Source organism: Streptomyces sp. NPDC054883, assembly GCF_053610645.1.
Genome location: NZ_JBSGYT010000026.1, coordinates 19,756 through 41,468, shown reverse-complemented (window position 1 = coordinate 41,468; position 21,713 = coordinate 19,756). Strand labels below are relative to the sequence as shown.

19 protein-coding genes are annotated in these 21,713 nt (G+C 72.5%); 13 read left to right on the top strand and 6 right to left on the bottom strand.

What is annotated here, in order from left to right:
- Both ACWGH1_RS20125 and ACWGH1_RS20120 read left to right on the top strand, forming a co-directional pair.
- Entirely contained in the window at positions 1-480 is a 480-nt protein-coding gene (locus ACWGH1_RS20125) for an SRPBCC family protein (RefSeq protein WP_453354370.1), read from the top strand.
- Positions 481-497: 17 nt separating this feature from the next.
- The gene (locus tag ACWGH1_RS20120; protein WP_453354371.1) at positions 498-830 is read left to right on the top strand and encodes a TcmI family type II polyketide cyclase; all 333 of its coding nucleotides are present in this window, start codon (positions 498-500) and stop codon (positions 828-830) included.
- Positions 831-913: 83 nt separating this feature from the next.
- Here ACWGH1_RS20120 and ACWGH1_RS20115 read toward each other — a convergent pair whose 3' ends face one another.
- The 3 genes from ACWGH1_RS20115 to ACWGH1_RS20105 all read right to left on the bottom strand — a co-directional run bounded on the left by ACWGH1_RS20115 (position 914) and on the right by ACWGH1_RS20105 (position 4,404).
- Positions 914-1,963, bottom strand: coding sequence for a methyltransferase (locus ACWGH1_RS20115; protein ID WP_453354332.1), 1,050 nt, complete (start codon positions 1,961-1,963; stop codon positions 914-916).
- Positions 1,964-2,006: 43 nt separating this feature from the next.
- A complete protein-coding gene (locus tag ACWGH1_RS20110) occupies positions 2,007-3,065 on the bottom strand; it encodes a right-handed parallel beta-helix repeat-containing protein (protein ID WP_453354331.1) in 1,059 nt (352 codons plus the stop codon).
- Between the two features lie 553 nt (positions 3,066-3,618).
- Positions 3,619-4,404 (bottom strand): polysaccharide deacetylase family protein, encoded by a 786-nt coding sequence (locus ACWGH1_RS20105; protein ID WP_453354330.1) that lies wholly within the window; start codon positions 4,402-4,404, stop codon positions 3,619-3,621.
- Positions 4,405-5,034: 630 nt separating this feature from the next.
- Between ACWGH1_RS20105 and ACWGH1_RS20100 the strand changes: the two genes are divergently transcribed.
- A complete protein-coding gene (locus ACWGH1_RS20100) occupies positions 5,035-5,706 on the top strand; it encodes a HEAT repeat domain-containing protein (RefSeq protein WP_453354329.1) in 672 nt (223 codons plus the stop codon).
- Positions 5,707-5,709: 3 nt separating this feature from the next.
- Complete coding sequence (locus ACWGH1_RS20095; RefSeq protein WP_453354328.1) at positions 5,710-6,714, top strand: HEAT repeat domain-containing protein; 1,005 nt, start codon at positions 5,710-5,712, stop codon at positions 6,712-6,714.
- Positions 6,715-6,726: 12 nt separating this feature from the next.
- Here the strand turns inward: ACWGH1_RS20095 and ACWGH1_RS20090 are convergent, their stop codons facing one another.
- On the bottom strand, positions 6,727-7,083 hold the full coding sequence (locus ACWGH1_RS20090; RefSeq protein WP_453354327.1) for a transglycosylase family protein: 357 nt from the start codon (positions 7,081-7,083) through the stop codon (positions 6,727-6,729).
- Positions 7,084-7,661: 578 nt separating this feature from the next.
- Here ACWGH1_RS20090 and ACWGH1_RS20085 point away from each other — a divergent pair.
- The 9 genes from ACWGH1_RS20085 (at position 7,662) to ACWGH1_RS20045 (ending at position 18,575) form a co-directional block, all read left to right on the top strand.
- Positions 7,662-8,945: a phenylacetate--CoA ligase family protein gene (locus ACWGH1_RS20085; protein ID WP_453354326.1), complete on the top strand. Its 1,284-nt coding sequence runs from the start codon at positions 7,662-7,664 to the stop codon at positions 8,943-8,945.
- Positions 8,942-10,282, top strand: coding sequence for an MFS transporter (locus tag ACWGH1_RS20080; RefSeq protein WP_453408867.1), 1,341 nt, complete (start codon positions 8,942-8,944; stop codon positions 10,280-10,282). The genes ACWGH1_RS20085 and ACWGH1_RS20080 overlap by 4 nt, the downstream gene beginning before the upstream one ends.
- Positions 10,279-11,424: a GNAT family N-acetyltransferase gene (locus ACWGH1_RS20075; protein WP_453356528.1), complete on the top strand. Its 1,146-nt coding sequence runs from the start codon at positions 10,279-10,281 to the stop codon at positions 11,422-11,424. The genes ACWGH1_RS20080 and ACWGH1_RS20075 overlap by 4 nt, the downstream gene beginning before the upstream one ends.
- Positions 11,421-12,569: a LuxE/PaaK family acyltransferase gene (locus ACWGH1_RS20070; protein WP_453356527.1), complete on the top strand. Its 1,149-nt coding sequence runs from the start codon at positions 11,421-11,423 to the stop codon at positions 12,567-12,569. Before ACWGH1_RS20075 ends, ACWGH1_RS20070 begins: the two co-directional genes overlap by 4 nt.
- Positions 12,566-15,088: an acyl-CoA reductase gene (locus ACWGH1_RS20065; protein ID WP_453408866.1), complete on the top strand. Its 2,523-nt coding sequence runs from the start codon at positions 12,566-12,568 to the stop codon at positions 15,086-15,088. The genes ACWGH1_RS20070 and ACWGH1_RS20065 overlap by 4 nt, the downstream gene beginning before the upstream one ends.
- Positions 15,089-15,331: 243 nt before the next feature.
- Positions 15,332-15,925, top strand: coding sequence for a hypothetical protein (locus tag ACWGH1_RS20060; protein ID WP_453408865.1), 594 nt, complete (start codon positions 15,332-15,334; stop codon positions 15,923-15,925).
- A gap of 157 nt (positions 15,926-16,082) precedes the next feature.
- Positions 16,083-16,547 (top strand): hypothetical protein, encoded by a 465-nt coding sequence (locus tag ACWGH1_RS20055; protein WP_453357231.1) that lies wholly within the window; start codon positions 16,083-16,085, stop codon positions 16,545-16,547.
- A 165-nt stretch (positions 16,548-16,712) separates the two neighbouring features.
- Positions 16,713-17,318 carry a hypothetical protein gene (locus ACWGH1_RS20050; RefSeq protein ID WP_453357230.1) on the top strand — a complete coding sequence of 202 codons (606 nt, stop codon included), beginning with the start codon at positions 16,713-16,715 and terminating at the stop codon, positions 17,316-17,318.
- A gap of 282 nt (positions 17,319-17,600) precedes the next feature.
- A complete protein-coding gene (locus tag ACWGH1_RS20045; protein ID WP_453357232.1) occupies positions 17,601-18,575 on the top strand; it encodes a serine/threonine-protein kinase in 975 nt (324 codons plus the stop codon).
- A 131-nt stretch (positions 18,576-18,706) separates the two neighbouring features.
- Here ACWGH1_RS20045 and ACWGH1_RS20040 read toward each other — a convergent pair whose 3' ends face one another.
- Together ACWGH1_RS20040 and ACWGH1_RS20035 are read right to left on the bottom strand one after the other, a co-directional pair.
- Positions 18,707-18,937, bottom strand: a complete 231-nt coding sequence (locus ACWGH1_RS20040) for a response regulator transcription factor (RefSeq protein ID WP_453354944.1) — start codon at positions 18,935-18,937, stop codon at positions 18,707-18,709.
- Positions 18,938-19,148: 211 nt separating this feature from the next.
- Positions 19,149-21,584 (bottom strand): SpoIIE family protein phosphatase, encoded by a 2,436-nt coding sequence (locus ACWGH1_RS20035; RefSeq protein WP_453354945.1) that lies wholly within the window; start codon positions 21,582-21,584, stop codon positions 19,149-19,151.
- Positions 21,585-21,713 lie beyond the last annotated feature (129 nt).

The window sequence follows — 21,713 nt, the reverse complement described above, 5'->3', positions numbered from 1 at the left end:
GTGGCCGGCCACACGCAGAACGAGATCACCATCGCCGCGCCCGTCGACCTGGTCTGGGACATGACCAACGACGTGGCGAACTGGCCGCAGCTGTTCAGCGAGTACGCGTCCGCCGACATCCTCTCCGTCGAGGGGAACAAGACGACCTTCCGGCTGACCATGCACCCGGACGAGAACGGCACGGTGTGGAGCTGGGTGTCCGAGCGCGAGACCGACCGCGACCGGCTCAGCGTCACCGCCCGCCGCGTCGAGACCGGACCCTTCGCCCACATGAACATCCGCTGGCAGTACCAGGAGGTGCCGAAGGGCACCCGGATGGTGTGGACGCAGGACTTCGCCATGAAGCCGGAGGCGCCCGTCGACGACGACTGGATGACGGACAACATCAACCGGAACTCCAAGGTCCAGATGGCCCTGATCCGCGAGCGCATCGAGCAGGCCGCCGCCGAGCGCCGGCCCGCGCAGGTGCTCACCGACTGAGCCGGACGGAGAACCCGATGCACCAGTCACTGATCGTCGCCCGTATGGCCCCCGGGTCGGCCCCCGGCATCGCCGAGGTCTTCGGGGCCTCGGACCGCGGCGAGCTGCCGCAGCTCGTCGGGGTCGCCCGGCGCAGCCTCTTCCAGTTCGGCGACGTGTACCTGCACCTCATCGAGTCCGAGCAGGACCCGGGCCCCGCCATCGCCAAGGTGACCGGGCACCCCGAGTTCGTCGACGTCAGCCGGCGGCTGTCCGCGTACGTCAGCGCGTACGATCCCGACACCTGGCGCTCGCCGAAGGACGCCATGGCGCACTGCTTCTACCGCTGGGAGCGCGACTCCCGGTCCTGAAGCACGCCGCTCCGCCACCGGTCGCCGGGCCCGCACCTCGCGGACCCGGCGACCGGCGTCGTACGGCAACCGGCCGACTGGTCTCAGCCCGCCACGGTGCAGTCGAAGGCGTGCAGGTACGGGTTGACCGGACGGATGTCGTTCACGGCCAGGCCCGCCTCCTTCAGCCTGCCGACCATGCTCTCGGTCGTGTGCTTGGCCCCGCCGACGTTGAGCAGGAGCAGCAGGTCCATGGCGGTGCTGAACTGCATGGACGGGGTGTCGTCCACGAGGTTCTCGATCACCACGACCCTCGCCCGCGCGCCGCCGGCCGCGATGACGTTGCGCAGGGTGCGGGCGGTGCTGGCGTCGTCCCACTCCAGGATGTTCTTGATGATGTACACGTCGGCCTGCACCGGGATGTCCACCCGGCAGTCGCCGGGCACGATGCGCACCCGGTCGGCCAAAGCCCCTCCCGGCCGCAGCCGCGGATCGGCGTTCTCCACCACGCGCGGCAGATCGAGCAGGGTGCCCCGCATGGCCGGGTACTTCTCCAGCAGGCTCGCCACCACGTACCCCTGGCCGCCGCCGATGTCGGCGACCGACGAGGCCCCCGACAGGTCGAGGAACTCCGCCACGTCCTGCGCCGACTGCCGGCTGGAGGTGGTCATGGCGCGGTTGAAGACGTCGGCCGACTCGGGGGCGTCCTCGTTCAGATACGTGAAGAACTCCTTGCCGAAGAGGTCCTCGACGACGTTGCGGTTGGTGCGCACCGCCTCGTCCAGCTTCGGCCAGGCGGCCCAGGTCCAGGGCTCCGTGCACCACAGGGTGATGGCGCGCAGGCTGTGCGGGTCGTCCTCGCGCAGCAGCCGGGACGTGCCGGTGTGCGCGAACGTCCCGTCCGGCTGCTCGGCGAAGACCCCGTAGCAGGACAGCGCCCGCAGCAGCCGCCGCAGCGGCTTGGGCTCGGTCTTCACGGCGGCGGCGAGGTCCGCCACGCTCATCGGGCCGTCCCCGAGGGCGTCGGGTACGCCCAGCCGGACGGCCGCGCGGAGGGCGGCGGTGCATGCCGCCCCGAAGACGAGTTCGCGCAGCCGCATGGACGGCGGGGGCACCGGCCTCGTGGCGGGGTCGGAAATGGGTGCGGTCGTCATGTGCCGCCCTTCCCTTTCTCGTGCGTGCGGTACGGGCGGTAGGTCAGCACAGTCCCGTGGGCTTCGAGGCCCCGCAGGAGTTGCCCTTGAAGACGTTGCTCCGGCCGAGGTTGGCGTCGACGAGGTCCGCCGGGGCGTTGCCCCGCAGCGTGTTGCCGGTGATCCGGTTCCGCTCGTTCGTGGCGCCCACGAAGCTCTTGAAGAGGACGACGCCGCCGGACAGCGGGGAAGCGCCGCTGTTGTCCGTGATCGTGTTCCCGGTCACCTCGGTGTCCTCGGCGCCGGTCAGTACGATCCCGGAGCCCTGGAGGAAGGGCAGCCGGGCCGTCTTCGGACAGAGCTTGTTGTTCGCCACCACCCGGTTGTCGTGCAGGGTCATGTGGCCGGTGCGCGGGAGGTTCTCGTCACCGACGACGAACAACCCGGCGCAGTTCGCGGTGATGTCGTTGTGCCCGACGCCGAGGTTGCGCAGGCGGCGCACGGTGAGGCCGATGCGGTTGTCCCGCAGGCGGTTGTGCTCCACCACCGTTCCCAGGGTGTCCGCGGCGCCCGCCTCGGTAGCGACGGTGTTGGCGAGGAACAGGCCCGCGTCGCCGTTGCCGCGTGCGGTGTTGCCGGTGAAGACGCCGTGCGTGGAGCGCTCCTGGGCGATGCCCCACTGGCCGTTCTTCTCGGCGGTGACGTTCCGTACGGTCAGGTGGTCGGTCCGGGAGGCCCAGAGCCCGTTCTTGGCGAAGCCGGACAGGGTGAGCGAGGCGACGGTGGTGCCTTCGACGGGCCGGCCGTCGGCGCCCTCGACGCAGATCCCGCTCCCGGCCTGGGCGCAGGCGTCGGCGGCTCTTCCGGCGGCCGGTGTGAGGACGGTGCGGGGGCCCGTGCCGCGCAGGGTGAGCCCGGAGGTGGTCACCCGTACGCTCTGGCGGAACGTCCCTGAGGTCAGCAGGACGGTGTCGCCCGGGCGCGCCGCGTCCACCGCACGCTGGATCGAGTCGCCGGGCCGTACGACGTGGACCGTAGGTCCAGCGGTGGCCGGCGCGGCGCCGAGCCCCGTCGCGCAGAGCACCGCGGCGCCCGCGCAGTAAAGAATATGACGCTTCTTCATATTCGTACGTTATGACCTGATGCGCCGCCGAGGGCCGGGATGGGCCATCCGGTGGCGTGTCATCGCGGGCATCCGGCGGCCGGCAGGCATCGGGCGCTGGGACCCCCGCGAGAGCGTCCGGCAAGGAGGCCACCTTCCAGGAGTTCGCGGACACCGCCTTCAAGAAGGCCGGAGAACGGTTCGGGCCGGCAGCGCCGAGCAGTCGACCGTGCTGGCGGCGTGGCAGGAAGTGGAGATCCGGATCAGCCAACGGGAACGGTGGCATGGGCCGGCGGCACAGTCCGGCGGACCTGACCAGGCAGGTCGGCGAGCTGGGCGCCCGGATGACGGGGCTGGCCAAGGACCTGGCCGCCTTGAAGAGGAGCAGGTGACCACTGCCGGACACGGCCGCCGACCGACCCGGCCGCGCTGCCCGGCCCGCCCGGGAAGCGGGCGGGGGGACCGTGGGAGCGGATCGGCGCGCGGCGCGGGCGCAACGCGGACGACACGTGCCCTCATGACGCACCTGCGGCGCCGGTGCCCGGCACTGTGTCCGGCTCCGTCCGCGACGGTCCTACGGGGTGGTGCGGGCCGGGAAGGTGAAGGTGTAGCCCCGCGCGGTGAGCCACGGCAGGTACTCCTTCAGCGCCGCGACCGTCTCGCTGCGGTCGCCGCCCCCGTCGTGGAAGAGGACGGTCGGCTGCTGCGGCAGCTCGCCCTCCACGGCGGCGAAGATGGCCGGCAGGCCCGGACGGCTCCAGTCCTTGGGGTCCACGCTCCAGCCCAGGGGACGCATCCCGCTCGCCGCGGCGATCGCCCGGCTGTCGGGGGTGAAGGCACCGCCCGGCGCCCGGTAGTAGTTGACGGCGACGCCCGGCACGGCCGCCTCGATCATGGCCTTGCCGTCGAGTATCTGCCGGCGCTGGTACGCCACGGGCTTGTGGTCCATCGTCACGTCGTGGTCGACGGAGTGGTCGCACAGCTGGTGCCCGTCCGCGGCGACCGCCCGCACCAGCGCCGGGTACTTCTGCGCCTGGGTCCCGATCATGCAGAAGGTGGCCTTGACGTGGTTCTTCCGCAGCACCTGGAGCACCTGCGGGGTCCAGCGGGGGTCCGGGCCGTCGTCGATGGTGATGGCGACGTCACGGCCCGGGCCCTGGGCCAGCCGGGAGATCTCCAGCGGGACCCGGGAGGCGCTCCGGTCCGGTTCCGCGTGATGCGCGCCCGGGTGCCGGCCGGCGGTGCCGTCGGCGGCCGCGGCTGCCGGCGCGACCGCCGCCGTCAGAAGACCGAGGACGGCCGCCGCCACCGCGGAGCCCGCCCGCCGACGACGTGCGGAACTGCTGGTGGTGGTGCCCATGGACGCGCCCTTCCGTTGCGCTCGGCTCCCCGGCCTCGCGTAGCTGCCCGATCCAGGCTAGGTCATCCCTCGCCGCCCCTTCCTCCGCCGAACGGCCCGCGGAACGGCCCCTCGCCTGGCCGGCCACCGGTGGAGGGCCATGGCAGGCGTTCCAAGGTGAGATGCGTCACGGCCGCCGGCGCGGACCCACCGCCCTGCGGCCCCAGCCCCGGGCCTTGGCGACCGCGCGGCCGGCACCGGACGGGGCACGACCATCGGTCGACGACCTGGAAGCCGCCGGAACATCTGCGTCCTGATGCTCCGGCCCGGCCGGTACCCGTCGCATTCCCCGGGACCCGGACGGCCTGGGTTCAGCCCACGCGCTCGTGCGGCCGTCCCGCAGCCACAGGTCGGACACGTACCGGCCGACCGGCCTCGGGCCCGCGTCCAGTCCGGCACCCAGGCGCCGAGACCTTCCCCCGCACCGCCCGCCACGCGGCCGAGCTCACCTCCGGCGCGGGCCACGACCGGTTCGACTTCACCCTCGCCCTGATGACCGACGGCCTCGCAGACCGCTGCACCCGTCGGCGTGGAACCGGTTGACCTTGACACAGTGACAAGGCCTTCACTGTGGCCGAGGAGGTGGTCCGCATGACCATGTTGCAAGAGGACGCGAACACCGCGCGCGTTCTCCAAGGGCTGGAGAACGACAGCGCGTCGGTCCGGCTGCGGGCAGCGCTGGTGGCCGGCACGAGCCCCGACCCCGGGTTCATCGGCAAGCTCATCGAGCGGTGCGCGAGCGAACCCGACTTCCAGGTAAGGGAAATGCTGACCTGGGCACTCACCCGCCACGCGACATCGAGGACGGTCCCGCTGCTCATCGACGGACTTCGGTCGGATCATGGGCAGGCGCGGAGCCAGGCGTTGCACACCCTCTCCAAGATCGGGGATCGCAACGCGTGGCCCGCGATCACACCGGCGCTGCTGTCCGACGCCGACGACGACGTGGCCCGGAGTGCCTGGCGGGCCGCGGTGGTGCTCGTACCCGAAGGTGACGAGCCCGAGTTGGCCGTAGTGTTGGCGACGCAGCTCGGGCGCGGCCCCCGCGAGACGCAGCTGAGCCTCAGCCGGGCGCTGATCGCGCTCGGGGAGGTGATGTTGCCCGCACTGGGCGCCGCGATGACGGACCCGGACCCTCGGGTGCGTGCGCACGCGATCGCCACGGAACAGCTGTGGCGCGACCCGGATGCCGGCTTCGAGTTCGCGATCGAGGAGGCGAAGCGCACCGCAGCCCTCGGCGGGGCCGGCCAGGAGGGGCAGTAGGCAGTGTTGATCGGCGATGTCGCGCGACGGTCCGGGGTCAGCGCCCGCATGCTCCGGCACTACGAATCGCTCGGCCTGGTGCGGCCGACGGGTCGTACCGGTTCCGGCTACCGGGAGTACTCCGACGAGGACATCCGGCGGATCTTCCACATCGAGAGCCTGCGGTCGTTGGGGCTGCCGCTGCGCGACGTCGGACGCGCGCTCGATGATCCCGGCTTCGCGCCCGCGGAGCTCGTGGGCGACCTCGTCCGCCAGACGCGAGAGCGGATCGCGGCGGAGACGGAGCTGCTCACGCGACTGCGCCGGATCGGGGCCGCGGCACCCGCCGACTGGGGGGACGTCCTCCAGATCGTCGCGCTCCTCCAGGCGTTGGGGTCCAAGAGCGCGGCGGCGCGGCAGCGCGCGGCCCTGTCCGCGGCCGGGGAAGTTCCCGTGCCGGTGGAAGCACTGGTCGAGGCCGTGCTGAGCGAGTCGGACCCGAACGTCGCCGGAGCCCTTCGCTGGGCCCTGGCGCAATCGGGTGGGGACGGGCTGGAACTGCTGGCGGAGGGCCTCGGCTCACCCGCCGCCGACGTGCGCAAACGTGCCGTCCGCTCCATCGCCGAGATCGACAACGGTGCGGCGACCGCATTGCTGCGGGACGCCCTCACGCACCCCGACATCGTGGTCCGCGGGTACGCGGCTCTGGCGCTCGGGGCACGTGGAGTGGCCGAGGCGGTCCCGACACTCATCGGCATGGTCGTCGAGGAGCGGAACGACGCCGACGCGGCCGATGCGCTGAGCGCGCTGGCCGGTGATCCCGCGTTGGCGGATCGGATCGCTGCGGGACTGGTAGCCCGCCTCACCCGCGGCGCCGTGCAACCGGCCACGCGTCAACGGCTGACCCAGGCGCTCGCGGACATCCCGGGGAGCAGGGCGTCACGTGCCCTCGCAGATCTGACGCAGGACGAAGACCGGGCCGTCGCGCTCACCGCGGCGTACGTTCTCAAGCTGCGCACCCCGAACTAGCGACTGTGCTTCCTACCGGCGGGCGCAGGACCAAGCGCCCATGCCCTGCATGGCGGCCAGCCTCTTGGCAGTGGCGATCTGCTCGTTCTTCGTGGCCAAGTCGGCCCGTGCGGCGTACCGGCGGCCACCAGCGGCTTTCCAGCTCGAGTGGGTGAACTGGAGACCGCCGTAGTGTCCGTTGCCCGTGTTGGCTCGCCAGTTGCCCCCCGACTCGCACTGGGCGATCGCATCCCAGTTGACGCCAGGTTTATAGGAGCCGGTGGCCGCATGGGCGCTGGGATCGGTGAGTGCTGCCCGGTACAGGAGCACGGCGCAGAGCAGGGCCAGGACGGTGCTTCCGGTGCGCCGGCTGTCTGGGAAACGAGACATCGGTCTTCCTCCACGGTCTGATGGGCCGGCCCACGAACGCGGCCGGCACCGATTGCGGCCGTACGGCCATGGCCGCAGCACAACACGCCCCGTGCCGACCGCCGCTCGTTTCGAGCGGGCGAACGGGCGACGCCACCCGGACGGCGTCCCCCTCGGGCGCGGCGGTGCGGCGATGCAGTACCCATGGCCAAGGGCCGCGCCGCACCGCAGGTTCGGCCCGGTCCGGCACATCGCCGGGGAGGGCGCCGCGCAGAAATCGGTAGGGATGGCGGTATGCCGCTCGACGCCGGAGCCCTCCAGGAGGGTCGGCCGGCACCCCTGGTGAGCAGCAGCGGATCGCGGCCCTGCGCAGAATAATGGCGAGTACGACCGCCCTGGCCGGAAATCCTTGCCCAATTTGGTGAGAAGCGCACTGATGTTTCATCATCGTGACTGCACGTCAGTTCTTGCCGTGCGTCGAGGAGGCGGGGCGCCGGGGGCCCCCGCTCACACCGGTTGATCACGCAGGCGAATCAGTGCTCTCGCCGCGGACTGCCGTGGTTCCCTCGATCCCGTTCCCGTCACCTAGGCAAAGGCCCATGTCCGCCCAGCAACTTCCGGACCTCATACGTTTCGCCCGTCACAACTCGCCCTTCTACCGCGACCTCTACGCTTCCCTGCCGTCCGACGTCGACCGCCTCACCGACCTGCCGGTGGTCGACCAGCAGGAGTTCTGGGCGGCCAACACCCTGCCCGACAGCCGCGTACTGACCGGACCGCTCAGCGAGGCCACGCTCTACAAGACCGGCGGTACCACCGGATCGCCCAAGTTCTCCGTCTACACCCGCGACGAGTGGCGCACGTTCGTCACCTCCTTCGGCCAAGGACTCGTGGACACCGGGCTGCGCCCGGGACACCGCGTCGCCGACCTCTTCTACGCAGGGGAGCTGTACGCCAGCTTCCTCTTCGTCCTGGACTCGCTCGCCCACGCGCCCGTGGACAACGTGCGCCTCCCCATCGGCGGCGGCGCGCCGCTGGAGTCCACGATCCCCACGCTGCGCGACCTCGCCGCCCAGGTACTGGCCGGCACACCCACCACCCTGTGCCGGCTCGCCGAACAGGCCGTCTCGACGGGCGTCCCGCTCGAAGAGGTGGAGTTGCTGCTCTTCGGCGGCGAGGCCCTCTTCGACGATCAGCGGCGCCTGCTGGCCACCGCCTTCCCGCGCGCCGAGGTCCGCTCCGTCGGGTACGCCAGCGTCGACGCCGGCCTGCTCGGCCGCCCCGTACCGGGCGGCGACGCCCGGGTGCACCGGGCCTTCACCCCGTACTCGGCCGTCGAGATCCTCGACGACTCCACCGATGAGCCCATCACCGAACCGGGGCGGCCCGGCCGGGTCGTCGTCACCAGCCTCTTCCGCCGCCTCATGCCGATCATCCGCTACCCCGCCGGCGACCGGGCGGAGTGGACCGGAACCGGGCCCGGGCACTTCCGGATCCTCGGCCGCGCCGAGGAGGGCGTACGGGTGGGCCCGGTGTCCCTGTACACGCAGGACGCCCAGGACGCCGTGGCCACGGCCGACACCACGGGGTACGTGGTCGGCATGCAGCTCGTCGTCCGCCGCTGGGACGGCCGCGACGGTCTCGTCCTGCGGCTGGCCACGGCTCCCGGTGGCGCCGCCTCAGACGACGTGACCGCCCACCGGGAGGCGCTCGCCAAGGCCGTCGTCGCCGAGCTGGAGACCGTACGGCCGCTGTACCCGGACAGCGTGCGCGCCGGGTTCGTGCATCCGCTGTCCGTCGAGTGGGCGCGCCACCGCGACCTGGCCGTCAACCCGCGCTCGGGCAAGCTCGTCCGCGTCCTCGACGAGAGGCCGACCGCATGACCGCCACAGCCGTCACCGCGGACGAGACCGGAGGGAGCGGCCCGGCCGGCCCCGGCCGCCGACGCGTCCCGCTGATACTGCGCAACCGCGCCTTCGGCGCCGTCTGGCTCGGCCAGGTCCTCACCCAGGCCGCCGTGCGCATGTTCCAGGTCGGCGTGTCGTGGTGGATCGTCGCCTACGCCGTGCGCGATGCCCGTGGCCTGGCCTCCGGGCTGTTCATGGCGGCCTGCACGCTGCCCGCCGTAGCGCTGGCTCCCCTCGTGGCCGCGGCCGTCGCCCGCTTCGCCCACCGTTCGGTCCTGCGGACCGCCGCCGGTCTGGCCGGCGCCGCGTCGGGCGCCCTCGCCCTGTGGGCGCACGGCGACGGCCCGCCGCTCGCCGCCGTGTACGCCGCTGCTCTCGCCCTGGCCACCTGCCAGGCGTTCTTCGACCCTTGTCTGACCACCTCCGTGCCCGAACTGGTGGCCGATGCCGACATCGAGACGGCCACCGGCTTCGAGCTGTCCACCCAGTCCCTGGCCGGCCTCGGCGGTGCCCTGCTGGGCGCCCTGATCGTCGACCGGGCCGGCGTGGCGGCGCTGGCCGCCGGCTGCGCGGCCGCCTACCTCGGCGCCGCCCTGCTGGTCACGAGCGCACGCTTTCGCACCGCCGCGCCCACCACGAACGCCGGTGCGGCCGTGCCCGGGCGGCGCCCGCTCCGCCGCATCCTCGGCGAACTGCCCTACGTACGGCGGATCCTGTTCTGCTTCACGGCGGCGAACCTCTTCACCACCGCCGTGTTCGTCGTCATCCCCCTCTATACCCGCTCGGTCCTCCTGGGCGGTGGCGGCACCGTGGCACTGCTGGAGGCCTCCCTCGGAGCCGGCGCGCTGGTCGGCGCCTTCACCGGCACCCGTGTGCCGGGGCGCCCCACCATCGCAGGCGCCTGCTGCCTGAGCCTGATGGCCCTCGCCCTGGCGCTGCCCGGGCTGGTCGCGCACCGCCTGGTCTTCGCGGGCTGCCTGGCCGTGGCCGGCTGGTGTGCCGGGGCCGTCAGCGTCCGCTTCGTGGCCCTCTTCCAGCGGCTGGTGCCGGCGGCGGACAAGCCCGGCTTCTTCGCCGTGATGCAGGCCGTGCTGGGCGCCTCGCTGCCGGTGGCGTCCCTGGTGTTCGGCACCGCAGGCGACTTCCTTTCGCCCCGGACCCTGTGCCTGGCGCAGGGCGTCGGCCTGGTCCCCGCCGCCTGCGCGCTGGCCCTGCTCGGGTCCCGCACACCTGCGCCGTCCGCAGCCGGTCCGGGTACGGATCCGGATGCGGAGCCGGGCCGAGGCGCCGAACTCGTCGGAGGCCACCGGTGACCCCCCTCATTACCCCGGCCGCCTGTGCGGACATCGCGGAACTGCGCCAGCTCTACTACGCCGTCTACGGGCCGCACTACCCCGTGGCCCTCGGCACCGACCCGGCCGAGATGGCCCGGCTCATCGAGGACCCGCACTCCCTGTGGCTCGTCGGCCGGTGCGCCGACACCGGGGCGCTGACCGCGTCCGCCGCCATCCACGGCGAGGCGGGCAGCCGCATCGGCCGCCTGGAGGGCATCGCAGTCCACCCGGGGCACCGCTCGGCCGGCCTGGCCGCCGCCCTCACCGGGGCGCTGTGCGCCGCGATGCTGGACACGGGTCGGCTGGACTCGGTGTACGCGACCGTACGCACCGTCAGCGCCGGTCCGCAGCGCGTCGTCGCGCGCAACGGCTTCCGCCCGTTGGGCATCCTGCCCAACGCCGTAGACCTGCGCAGCCGCGAGAGCCTCGCACTCTACGCGCGTCACTCCTCCGGTGTGCTCGACCGCCGGGTCCCCGTCACCGAAGTGCCCTCCCCGCTGCTGCCGTTGCTGCGCACCGCCGAGGCCGCGCTCGGCATCGGCTACCCCGGGGTCCGCACTGCCGACGGCCCTCCACCGGCTCCCGCGCGCCAAGCGGCCGTCGAACGGCTGGAGATGATCGAGGCACCGGCCTTCGTCCGCCGCCGCTTCCGCGAGCGGTTCCCCGGCGCGGGGAGCTGGTTCTACCCGCTGCACACCCCGAACGTGCTGCTCACCCCCGAAGACGGCCGGTTCGAGGTATACGCCTACCTCAACCGGGCCGGCGGCTACGGCGCCCTGCTGACCGCCCACCCCGACCCGGCCGCCGCGGCCGCGTACCTCGAACCCGTCACCCGGGCCCTCGCCCGAGCCGGCGCCGGCTACGTCGAGGCCCTGGTACCGCTCGCCCACCAGGAGGCCCTCTCCACCTTCCTGGCCCAGGGCTTCGTCGCCGGGGCCCTCTACCCGGCGATGCGCGCGGACGGCGACGGCTTCCACGACTACGCCGTCCTGTCCCGCTCCAGCGAACGGATCGACTTCCGCGGCGTCGCCGTCGAACCGCCCCTCCAGCCCTACCTGGACTGCTACGCGTCGGCCTGGGCGTCGACCCACCTGCCCACACCATCCGAGGTTGCCTCATGAACCCCCATCTCGCGCCGGTCGCCGTACCGGACCCGGCCCAACTGGCCCACGTACAACGGCTGTGCGATCTGACCGATCCGTACGCCTGCGGGCCTGCGGAAGACGAACTGTTCGCCGCCGCCATGGCGGAGACCAACGCCTGGCACACCGAGCGCTCCGAGTTCTTCCGTTCCCTGTACGAGGACACTTCGCCGGCGGAGCCCTACCGCGCGCCGCTCGTCCACGCGAACTTCTTCAAGCGGCACGAGGTGCTCTCCGTCCCGCGCGAGGAGATCGAGCTGCACCTGACCTCCTCCGGCACCACCGGCCAGAAGTCGCAGATGTTCTTCGACAACTGGACCATCCGCTCCGCCCAGCGCATGGTCGCCAGGATCTTCGAGCGCAACGGCTGGATCACCCCCGACCAGGAGGTCAACTACCTGCTCTACAGCTACGAGCCGTCCCCCTCACTGAACCTCGGGACCGCCTTCACCGACAACTACCTGTGCGACTTCGCCCCGGCGCGCAGTGTCGAGTACGCCCTGCGCCACACCGGCGGCGACCACGAGTTCGACCCCTTCGGCTGCATCGCCGCACTGCGCCGCTTCGAACGGGAGGACGCCCCGGTCCGCATCCTCGGCTTCCCGGCCTTCCTCTTCTTCACCCTGGAGCGCATGCGGGCCATGGGGCTGCCGCCGCTGCGCCTGCCCGAGGGCTCCCTCGTCGTGCTCGGCGGCGGCTGGAAGGGCCACGCCGACCGGCGCATCGGCAAGGAGGAGCTGTACGCCCGCGTCACCGAGCAGCTCGGCATCCCGGCGGAGCGGATCCGGGACACCTTCGGGTCGGTGGAGCACTGCATCCCGTACATCGAGTGCGACCACCACCGGCTGCACGCGCCCGTCTGGTCCCGGGTGACGATCCGCTCCACCCGCACGCTCGAACCCCTGCCGTACGGGGAGCGGGGCTACCTGCACCTCGTGTCTCCGTACATCACCTCGGTACCGGCGCAGAGCGTGGTGATGGGCGACCTCGCCTCCCTCCAGCCGGGCGCGGCCTGCGGGTGCGAGCTGCGGACCCCCTGGTTCACCGTCCACGGCCGTGCCGGAGTGAGCCGCAACCGAAGCTGCGCGGTGGCCGCAGCGGAACTGATGAAGGGAATGGCGTGACCGTGGCCCAGACCGAGAAGCAGAACTACTGGCAGGGTGCCTTCATCGGAGACGAGGAGACCGGGCGCCGGCTCGCCGACCTGCCGGCCACGGTCGAGGCCGCGCTGGCCACGGTGCTGGAGACCGAGACCGTGCTGGCCGCCTGTGACGCCCTCGCCACCGCCCTGCGCGATCCGGTGCATCCGGTACGCGCCCGGCTCGCCGCACACCTGCCCGACGGGGAGGACCCGGCCGTACTGGGCGAGCTCGGCCGCCTCCTCAGCAGGCGCGAGCTGACCCGCAAGCTCCGCCGGGAACTCGGCAGCGCCACTCCCGGCCGGCTGAACCGGCCCGATCCGCGCGAGACGGTCTACGAGGCATGGGCGCCCGTCGGCCTGGTCGCCCACATCGCCCCGGGCAACGCCGCGACGGTCGCGCCGCTGAGCCTCGTCGAGGGCCTGCTCGCCGGAAACGTCAACATCCTCAAGACCAGCAGCGCCGACACCCTGCTGAGCCAGCACCTGATGGCCGAGCTCGCGGCCCTGGACCCCAGCGGCGCGCTGGCCGCGCGGATCGTCGTCCTGCGCTTCCCCTCCACCCGGCAGGAGTGGCTGCGCCTGATGTGCGCGCCCGCCGACGCCGTCGCCGTGTGGGGCGGGGAAGGCGCCGTCGAGGGTGTGAGGAGCCATGTTCCGGCCGGCTGCAGGCTGGTGGAATGGGGGCACCGGATCTCCTTCGCCTACCTGACGGGCGACGCCTGGTCGGACACGGACACCCTCGACGCCCTCGCGGCTGATGTGTGCCTGCACGAGCAGCAGGCGTGTTCCAGCCCTCAGGTGGTCTACCTCGACACGGCGGACGAGGGCGAGGTGTTCGCCTTCGCCGAGCGGTTCGCGGCGGTCCTCGCCGCCCGGCCGCCGGCCGCGCCCGCCGCTGCGGCGGGCGAGCCGGATCCCGCGGAGGAGGCCGAGCTGACCACCACCGAGCTGGTGGCCCGGCTGGAGCAACACCTCGGACTGACCCGCGTGTTCGCCGCCCCCGACGGCTCGTGGCGGGTCATGGCGGACACCCGGTCCCCGCTCACCGCCTCGCCGCTGAACCGCAGCGTGTGGGTCAAGCCGCTTCCCCGCGAGCGGCTGATCGCCACCCTGCGCCCGATGCGCCGCTATCTGCAGACGGCGGGCCTGGCAGGCAGCCGTACCGACATCGCCGAACTCTCCCGTACCGTCCTGGCCGCGGGCGCGACCCGGGTCACGCCGGTCGGCGCCATGCTCGACAGCTACGCGGGCGAGCCGCACGACGGCGTCTACGCCCTGCAGCGCTACAGCCGCCGCGTCGCCGTCCAGGCCGACCCGGCCCGCTTCGCCACCACCGCCTGCCTGGACGACCTGGCCCGGCCCGTGGTCCTGCCGCGGCCCGCGGGCCCCCTGCTGGCCAAGGAGGACGTGCAGGAGCAGGGCCGGCAGGTCACCCGGGCCGATGCCGAACTCTTCTTCCGTAGTGGCGGCAGCACCGGCGCACCGGCGCTGTCGATCTTCAGCTACGACGACTACGACACCCAGATGCACGCCGCCGCCCGCGGCCTGCTCGCCGCGGGCTACGACCCGGTCGGGGACCGCACCGCCAACCTGTTCTACTGCGGCGGCATGTACGGCAGCTTCATCAGCTTCTTCTCCGTGCTGGAACGGCTCGGCGGAGTGCAGCTGCCGCTGTCCGCCGGCCCCGACCACCGGGCGACGGCCCGCGCCGTCATCGAGCACGGCGCCGACACGCTCTTCGGAATGCCCTCCTACCTCTGGCAGCTGCTCCACGCGGAGGCGGACGCGCTGCGCGCGTACGGGGGCCTGCGCAAGGTCTTCTACGGCGGCGAGCACTTCACGCAGGAGCAGCAGCGCACCCTCAAGGCCAGGTTCGGCATCACGGCCGTCCGCTCGATCACCTACGGCAGCACCGACCTCGGCCCGCTGGGCTACCAGTGCACCGAGAGCTCCGGCGGCGTCCACCACCTGCACGCCGACCTGCACACGATGGAGATCCTGGACCTGGCCGAGGACCGGCCGGTGGCCCCGGGCGAGACGGGCCGGCTGGTCTTCACCACGCACGCGCGGCGCGGCCAGCAGCTGGGCCGGTACGTGATCGGCGACCTCGGCCGGGAGATCCCCGGCCGCTGCGCCTGCGGCCGGCACGCACCGCGCTTCGAGCTGAGGGGGCGCACCGGCGACGTCATGCGGGTGGCGACGTACTTCCTCAACCACCGCCGGTTCCTGGACCTGGCCGAGGATCGCGGCGGCCACCGGGGCGAGCTGCAGATCCGGCTCGACGCCGCGCGGGCGCGCGAGCGGCTGACCGTACGGGTGGAGCAGGGCGCAGCCACGGACCCGGAGCGGCTGCGGGAGGTGTTCCTGGCCGGCTACCCGGAGCTCCGCTCGGCGGTGACGGAGCGGCTGCTGGACCTGGTGGTCGAGGCGGTCGACGGCGCCTCGCTGGACCGCAGCCCGACCAGCGGAAAGCTCCTCGCGGTGGTGGACACGCGCGGCTAGGGGGAGGGCGCGGGTGGGCCTTATAGCCCGCTTCGTCCGGCCTGACAAGTCCCGACATCCCGGAACATGACCGGGGTGTGCCGCTCGGCGCTTACTTGTGGTGCGGGCCTCACCGAGAAAGGAACGAGGCGACAGGGAAGGAACGAATTCCTCTCAGAGGATTCTTTCTCTCTCCGATGTCACCGCATCCGTCCCGGATTTACGGGTCGGTCAACCACCCATCGACACAAGTAGGAGAAAGCCATGACTCGCAAGATTCGCACCAACAACGTCGCCCGTGCCAACCGCCGGGGTTTCCGCCTCGCGACGCTGTTCGCCTCGGCTGCGGTGATCACAGGAGGGATCGCCCTTCCGGCCTCCTCCGCGATGGCCGCTCCGATGCCCGCCCACGTGGCTGCGGCCTTCCCGACCGCCGGTGGCGCCGGCGGGGACGGTGGTGACGGCGGGGGCGGCCTGGTCGGCGGCGGTGGTGGCTCCGGCGGCTCCGGCGGCGGCAGCGTCCTGGGTACCGGCGGCACCGGCGGCAACGGCGGCAAGGGCGGGAACGGTGTCCTCTCCGGCGGCGGTGGCGGTGGCGGCGGTGGCGGCGGCGACGGCGTGATCGGCGGCAACGGCGGCAAGGGCGGCGACGGCGGCGGCGGCCTGTTCGGCGGCAACGCCGGTGGCGGCGGTGGCGGCGGCGACGGTGTCCTGGTCGGCGGCAACGGCGGCAAGGGCGGCAAGGGCGGCGACGGCGTCTTCCAGGGCGGCAACGGCGGCAAGGGCGGCAAGGGCGGCGGTGGCATCTTCGGAGGCCTCGGCGGCGGCGGTGGCGCAGGAGGCCACAGCATCTTCTGAGCCGGCCCGGTTCCCAGGGGTGGAGGCCCCCGAGGCCTCCACCCCCCACACCCCCCGTCCCATCCCTCCCTCTGATCGGTCCCGACCGCCGGCCGGCGACTCCGGGACGCAGCGCCCGTAAGTAAACACCCGTGCCTCACGGAAATGGAGAACCCCCATGTTCAGAAGTACCTGGCAGCGTCCGCTCATCCTGGCGGCGGCCTCCCTGGCTCTCTTCACCGGCACGGCGTGCGCCGCGCAAGCGTCCGTGCCCCGCAGCCCGGCCGGCATCAGCTCCCAGGCCGTCGCCGACCACCCGAAGCCCTGCGCCGCGGTCGGCAGGGGCGGAGAGGGCGGGGAGGGCGGGGAGGGTGGCAAGGGCGGCCGGCCCGGTCAGCCGGGTGAGCCCGGCAAGCCCGGCCGCTCGGGATGCCTCCGGTTCGACGACCTGCCCGACAAGTCGAAGTCGAAGCTGACGGTCGTGGACAAGGTCTACATCGTCATGGTGCTCCTCGCCGACGACTCGGACGCGACCAAGGAGAAGATCGCCAAGAAGTACGACGTCTCGCACGACCAGCTCGACATCTGGAAGAAGGACTATCTGGACGGCAACTGGTTCGCCCTCATGAACGGCGATTCCTGAACCCGTACGGAGCGGGGGCGGTAAGCAGGGCGAGCAGGGGCGGAAATCCCCGAGGAAGAAGCGAGGCCGGCGGGTCGAACCGCCGGCCTCCGCTGCAAAGGCGCGGGCGGCGCACGCGCGGAACCGCGTAACGGAAAAGCGATCTCTAAGACAAGGGTGAAAGTCATGCGTGTGCGTTCTTGGAACTTCCGTCTCGGCCTGGTCATCTCCTCGACCCTGATCGGCGCCGGTGCGATGGCGCCGGCCGCCACGGCAGCGCCGGCGCAGCCGTACCAGCCGGCCGCGGCATCCGTCGGCCACTCCCACGGCCCCCCGTCCGGCACCGGTGACGGCCGCCCGGGCGGGAGCCGGCTCCAGGCCGGCGGCCCGGTGCTCGGCAACGTCAAACTGGGCAAGGGCAGCGTCCAGGTGGGCAACGGCAGCGTGCGCATCGGTGACCGGGTCTGCGCGGGCAACTGCACGGGATCGGTCAACGGCACCAACGGCGGCAGTGGCGGGATCTGCGCCGGGCTCTGCACCGGCAGCGCCAACGGCGGCAACGGCACCGGTGGCGGCCCGGGCGGCAACGGTACGAACGGCGGCAACGGCGGGATCTGCGCCGGCGTGTGCACCGGCAGCGCCAACGGTGGCAACGGCGGCAACGGCGGGGCAGCGCCCCCCGGTGGCGACGGCGGCAACGGCGGCCGCGGCGGCAACGGCGGGATCTGCGTCGGCGTCGGCTGCGAGACCAGCGGCCAAGGCGGCCGCGGCGGCAACGGCGGCGCCGGCTGATGACCGCCCGGGTGGCACGGTGACGGCGACGGCTCCACGCCCCGTACCACCCGGCACACGGATGGACCACTGGATAGACTTCGGTTAGGCAGCGTCGTCCGCTGGGCGGCGCTCGCGACCGGCGGCGCGAGGCGGAGTGTGCGTGCCGGGCCGGTCACGGACCATCGAGGACGGGGTCGGCATGATCGGCACCTTCACCCACGGGCACCGCGGCGGTGCCGGGCCCCGTCGGTCCGACCGGGTGGCGGGGGCATCCCCATGGCTTCGGGATCTGGCGTGAGCATGTACACGGATCGGGCCTCCGGCCTGATCGGCAAGCAGATCGCGGGCTACCGGGTCGATCGGATGATCGGCCGCGGGGGCATGGCAGTCGTCTACTGCGCGAAGGACCTGCGCCTGGACCGCACGGTCGCGCTCAAGCTGATCGCCCCGGAGCGCGCCCGTGACGACACGTTCCGGCGCCGCTTCACCCACGAATCGAGGGTGGCCGCGCAGATCGACCACCCGCACATCGTGCCGATCTACGAAGCCGGCGAGACCGACGGCGTCCTCTACATCGCCATGCGCTACGTAGCCGGTCTGGACCTGAGGGCTCTGCTGGACCGGGACGGCCCGCTCCCCGTCGCGACCGCCCTGCGCATCGGCACCCAGGTGGCATCCGCACTCGACGCGGCCCATCAGCACGACCTGGTGCACCGGGACGTCAAGCCCGGCAACATCCTGGTCACCGCGGGCACCGACAGCGACCACCCCGAACACGTCTACCTCACGGACTTCGGGCTGACCAAGAGGTCACTGGCGCTCACCGGGTTCACCACCGCGGGGGAGTTCGTCGGCACGGTCGACTACATGGCGCCGGAACAGATCTCCGGCCGGCCGGTGGAAGGCAGGTGCGATCTCTACAGCCTCGCCTGTGTCGTCTACGAGTCCCTCGTCGGCGCGCCGCCCTTCGAGCGTGACGGTGACGTGATGGCGCTGCTGTGGGCCCACCAGTACGACCCGCCTCCGCCCCTGACCGAGCGGCGGCCCGGGATCGCGCCGGCCGCCGATGACGTCATGGCGAAGGCTCTGGCGAAGATCCCCGAGGACCGGTACGGCTCGTGTCTGGAATTCCTCGCGGCCCTGCGTGCCGCAACGGGAGTCGGCGCCGCCAAGGGTGCGGACGTGTCGTCCCCGGCCCGGCCCCGGCCCGGCGGGACGGCGCGGAACGTGCCGCCGCCCGTGCCGCCCCCTTGGGCCCGGCCGGTCTTCCGCTGAGTTCCGGGCCGGCCGTGGTGGTACTGCGCTCGCACGAACGTCCCCGCCCCACCCGGATGCGGGTGGGGCGGGGACGTGTGCGGGTGCCGGGGCGCCGGCCGGCGATCGTCACAAGGGCGTCGGCGCCGGGGTCACAGGCCCAGGGAGATGGCCATTCGGGTCATCTCCGCCGTGCTGGTGATGCCCAGCTTGGCCCGGATGCGGCGGAGGTAGGCGTCGACCGTGTGCTTCGAGAGTCCCATGTGGCGGGCCGTCTGCAGGTAGGTGCGCCCGGCGGCGATGTGCCGCAGCGCCTCCTGCTCACGCGGGGCCAGCGCAGGTGCAGGGGTTCGGGTGTCCGGCGTGGCGAGTGTGAGGCTCATGGGATTTCCTCCGACGGATCGGGTCGGTCATCGCTGCTCGCGCCCTCGGAAGCAGGGGACATATAGCGGAATGTTGCTTTTTGTCCCTGTTAAAGAGCTTGCTCGCGCGACGTCATGAGGCTGTCCGTCGACTGTCACAGGCGTGTCACAGGGAACGTTTCTCCCAACCGTGAGACGCGTGGCCGTGGCGTTCTTCCCGTCTGCCGTGGCCTCAGTAGCCGACGAGGGACTGCTCGGCCCAGATGGTCTTGCCGACGGGGGCGTGCCGGGTGCCCCAGCGCTGCGCGAGCTGGGCGACCAGCAGCAGGCCCCGGCCGCCCTCGTCGAAGATGCGGGCCCGCCTCATGTGCGGGGCGGTACTGCTCGCGTCCGAGACTTCGCAGATCAGGGTGCTGTTCTCGTGGATCAGCCGCAGCTGGATGGGCGGCTCTCCGTAACGGATCGCATTGGTGACCAGTTCGCTGACCACGAGCTCGGTGACGAAGCCGGCCTCCTCCAGCCCCCAGGCCGCCAGCTGGTCGTTGGTGTACCGGCGGGCCTGGGCGACGACGGCGGGGTCGGAGTCCAGGTCCCAGACGACGACCTGGTCGGCGTGGAGGGCTCGGGTGCGGGCGATGAGCAGCGCGACGTCGTCCTCGGGTGGGTGGGTCAGCATGGCCGTGAGAACGCGGTCACAGACCGTCTCCAGGGTGGAGGCGGGACGGATGAGGGCCTCGAACATGCTGTCCAGGGCGTCGTCGATGTCGTGGTCGCGGGCCCGGAGCAGACCATCGGTGTACAGGGCGAGGGTGCTGCCTTCGGCGAGCTCCACCTCGGCCGCCTCGAAGGGCATGCCCCCGAGGCCGAGCGGCGGGCCGGCCGGGACGTCGAGGAGGTAGACCGAGCCCTCGGGGGAGACCACGACGGGCGGGGGGTGCCCGGCCCGGGCGACGGTGCAACGGCGGGTGACCGGGTCGTAGACCACGTACAGGCAGGTGGTGCCGATGCCACCGGCGGCCTCCCGGGAAGCGTCCTGGCCTGCCTCGTCGGCGGACAGGTGGATGATGAGGTCGTCGAGGTAGGTGAGCAGTTCGTCGGGGGGCAGGTCGACGTCGGCCAGGGTCCGTACCGCGGTGCGCAACCGGCCCATCGTGGCGGTGGCACGGATGCCGTGGCCGACGACGTCGCCGACGACCAGCGCCACCCGTGCGCCGGACAGCGGGATGACGTCGAACCAGTCGCCGCCCACGCCGGCCCCGGTACCGGCGGGCAGATAGCGGGAGGCGATCTCCAGTGCGGCCTGCGTCGGCATCGTGTGGGGGAGCAGGCTGCGCTGCAGCGTCATGGTGGTCGTGTGCTCCCGGGAGAACCGGCGTGAGTTGTGGATGCTGACGGCCGCTCTGGTCGTCAGCTCCTCGGCCAGCCACAGGTCTTCGGGCTGGAACGGCTCCCGGTGCTGGTGACGGCTGAAGATGGCCAGGCCGAACGTGACGCCGTCGGCACGCAACGGCAGGACCATCACCGAGTGGGTCCCGTCCCCGCTGATCCGGGCGGCCCCCGCGTCCTGGGCCGCCCACCGGGCGATCCCGGGGTCGGCTCTCCCGTACACGGCGCCCCGGCCCGCGGCCAGGCACTCCACGGGAGGGGACAGCGGCGGGTAGACGGCCGTCTCGCCGACCGGGACCTGGGTGCCGGCGGTTCCGGCGAGAATCGAGCGCACGGCCGTACGGCGCACGGCGACGGGGCCTGCCATGGGGCGGGAGGACGGATCGTCCCCGCGCGGGGCCGGCTCCAACAGGTCCACGACTGCGAAGTCGGCGAGCCGGGGAACGGCGATGTCCGCCAGTTCCTGCGCGGTACGGGCACTGTCCAGGGTGGTGCCGATGACGGCGTCCGCATGGTCCGGCAGGAGCATCACCGGACGGTCGGCTTCGATGGCGGTCCGGTCGTGCGCGGCCAGGTACACGGCGAGGATCCGGCCGTCCGGGTCCCGTAGCGGGGTCAGCGAGGTGGCCCAGCCGCGCTTCTCGGTGCCCCCGCCGGGGAGACGGATGAAGGCATCCACGTACTGCGGTTCACCCGTCTCCAGCGTCAGGCGCATACAGCGTTCGGTTTCGTCGCTCGCGGGATCCGGCGCGATCTCGGGCAGCCGCAGCCCGCGCATCTCGGCCTCCGTGAGGGAGAGCGTCTGCTCCGTGCCGGCGTTCGCCCGTACCAGCCGCAGCTCCGCGTCGAAGATCGCCAGGAGGCAGGGGGACTGGGTGAACGCCCATTCCTTCAATGCCTCGTCCGAGGGGGTGCGGAGCCCGCCCGGTACGGCGGACACCACGGACCACTTGGCGGTCCCGCCGGTGGACGTCCAACGGTGCGCGAGCAGCCCCTGTTCCAGCCGCCCGCCGTTACGGTGCCGCAGCGCCACGGTGCCGCTCCACCGTTCCTGTCCGGGCGGCATCCGCCACGGCGCACCGCTGACGTCGTCGGCGAGCAGGCGGGCAGCGGGCAGGCCCACTACCTCGGAGGGGGCGTAACCGAGCAGTCGGCGGGCGCCCTCACTCCACTCGGTGACGGTGCCCTGGTCGTTGATGCCGGCCGTGGCCGAGTACGCCGGTTCGGGGGAGGAGTCCGTCTTCTCCGGGCGCTCACCGGGAAAGGTGGGAAGTCGCTCCATCGCCGCTCATCTCGCCCTCGTCAGTCCTGCCGGCTGCCCCCGGGCACCTGCACGGGGCTCCACTGACAAGCATCATCCGGCCGGGCGAGGAGCACCAACGCAGCGCGACGGCGAGGACTGCGGCCTGAT

What these genes read in the sequence shown, in the direction of transcription:
- ACWGH1_RS20060 (WP_453408865.1), top strand. Translation starts at nt 15,332, where the DNA reads ATGACTCGCAAGATTCGCACCAACAACGTCGCCCGTGCCAACCGCCGG.
- ACWGH1_RS20045 (WP_453357232.1), top strand. Translation starts at nt 17,601, where the DNA reads ATGTACACGGATCGGGCCTCCGGCCTGATCGGCAAGCAGATCGCGGGC.
- ACWGH1_RS20050 (WP_453357230.1), top strand. Translation starts at nt 16,713, where the DNA reads ATGCGTGTGCGTTCTTGGAACTTCCGTCTCGGCCTGGTCATCTCCTCG.
- ACWGH1_RS20110 (WP_453354331.1), bottom strand. Translation starts at nt 3,065, where the DNA reads ATGAAGAAGCGTCATATTCTTTACTGCGCGGGCGCCGCGGTGCTCTGC.
- ACWGH1_RS20085 (WP_453354326.1), top strand. Translation starts at nt 7,662, where the DNA reads ATGTCCGCCCAGCAACTTCCGGACCTCATACGTTTCGCCCGTCACAAC.
- ACWGH1_RS20090 (WP_453354327.1), bottom strand. Translation starts at nt 7,083, where the DNA reads ATGTCTCGTTTCCCAGACAGCCGGCGCACCGGAAGCACCGTCCTGGCC.
- ACWGH1_RS20055 (WP_453357231.1), top strand. Translation starts at nt 16,083, where the DNA reads ATGTTCAGAAGTACCTGGCAGCGTCCGCTCATCCTGGCGGCGGCCTCC.
- ACWGH1_RS20105 (WP_453354330.1), bottom strand. Translation starts at nt 4,404, where the DNA reads ATGGGCACCACCACCAGCAGTTCCGCACGTCGTCGGCGGGCGGGCTCC.
- ACWGH1_RS20115 (WP_453354332.1), bottom strand. Translation starts at nt 1,963, where the DNA reads ATGACGACCGCACCCATTTCCGACCCCGCCACGAGGCCGGTGCCCCCG.
- ACWGH1_RS20080 (WP_453408867.1), top strand. Translation starts at nt 8,942, where the DNA reads ATGACCGCCACAGCCGTCACCGCGGACGAGACCGGAGGGAGCGGCCCG.
- ACWGH1_RS20040 (WP_453354944.1), bottom strand. Translation starts at nt 18,937, where the DNA reads ATGAGCCTCACACTCGCCACGCCGGACACCCGAACCCCTGCACCTGCG.
- ACWGH1_RS20100 (WP_453354329.1), top strand. Translation starts at nt 5,035, where the DNA reads ATGACCATGTTGCAAGAGGACGCGAACACCGCGCGCGTTCTCCAAGGG.
- ACWGH1_RS20070 (WP_453356527.1), top strand. Translation starts at nt 11,421, where the DNA reads ATGAACCCCCATCTCGCGCCGGTCGCCGTACCGGACCCGGCCCAACTG.
- ACWGH1_RS20120 (WP_453354371.1), top strand. Translation starts at nt 498, where the DNA reads ATGCACCAGTCACTGATCGTCGCCCGTATGGCCCCCGGGTCGGCCCCC.
- ACWGH1_RS20035 (WP_453354945.1), bottom strand. Translation starts at nt 21,584, where the DNA reads ATGGAGCGACTTCCCACCTTTCCCGGTGAGCGCCCGGAGAAGACGGAC.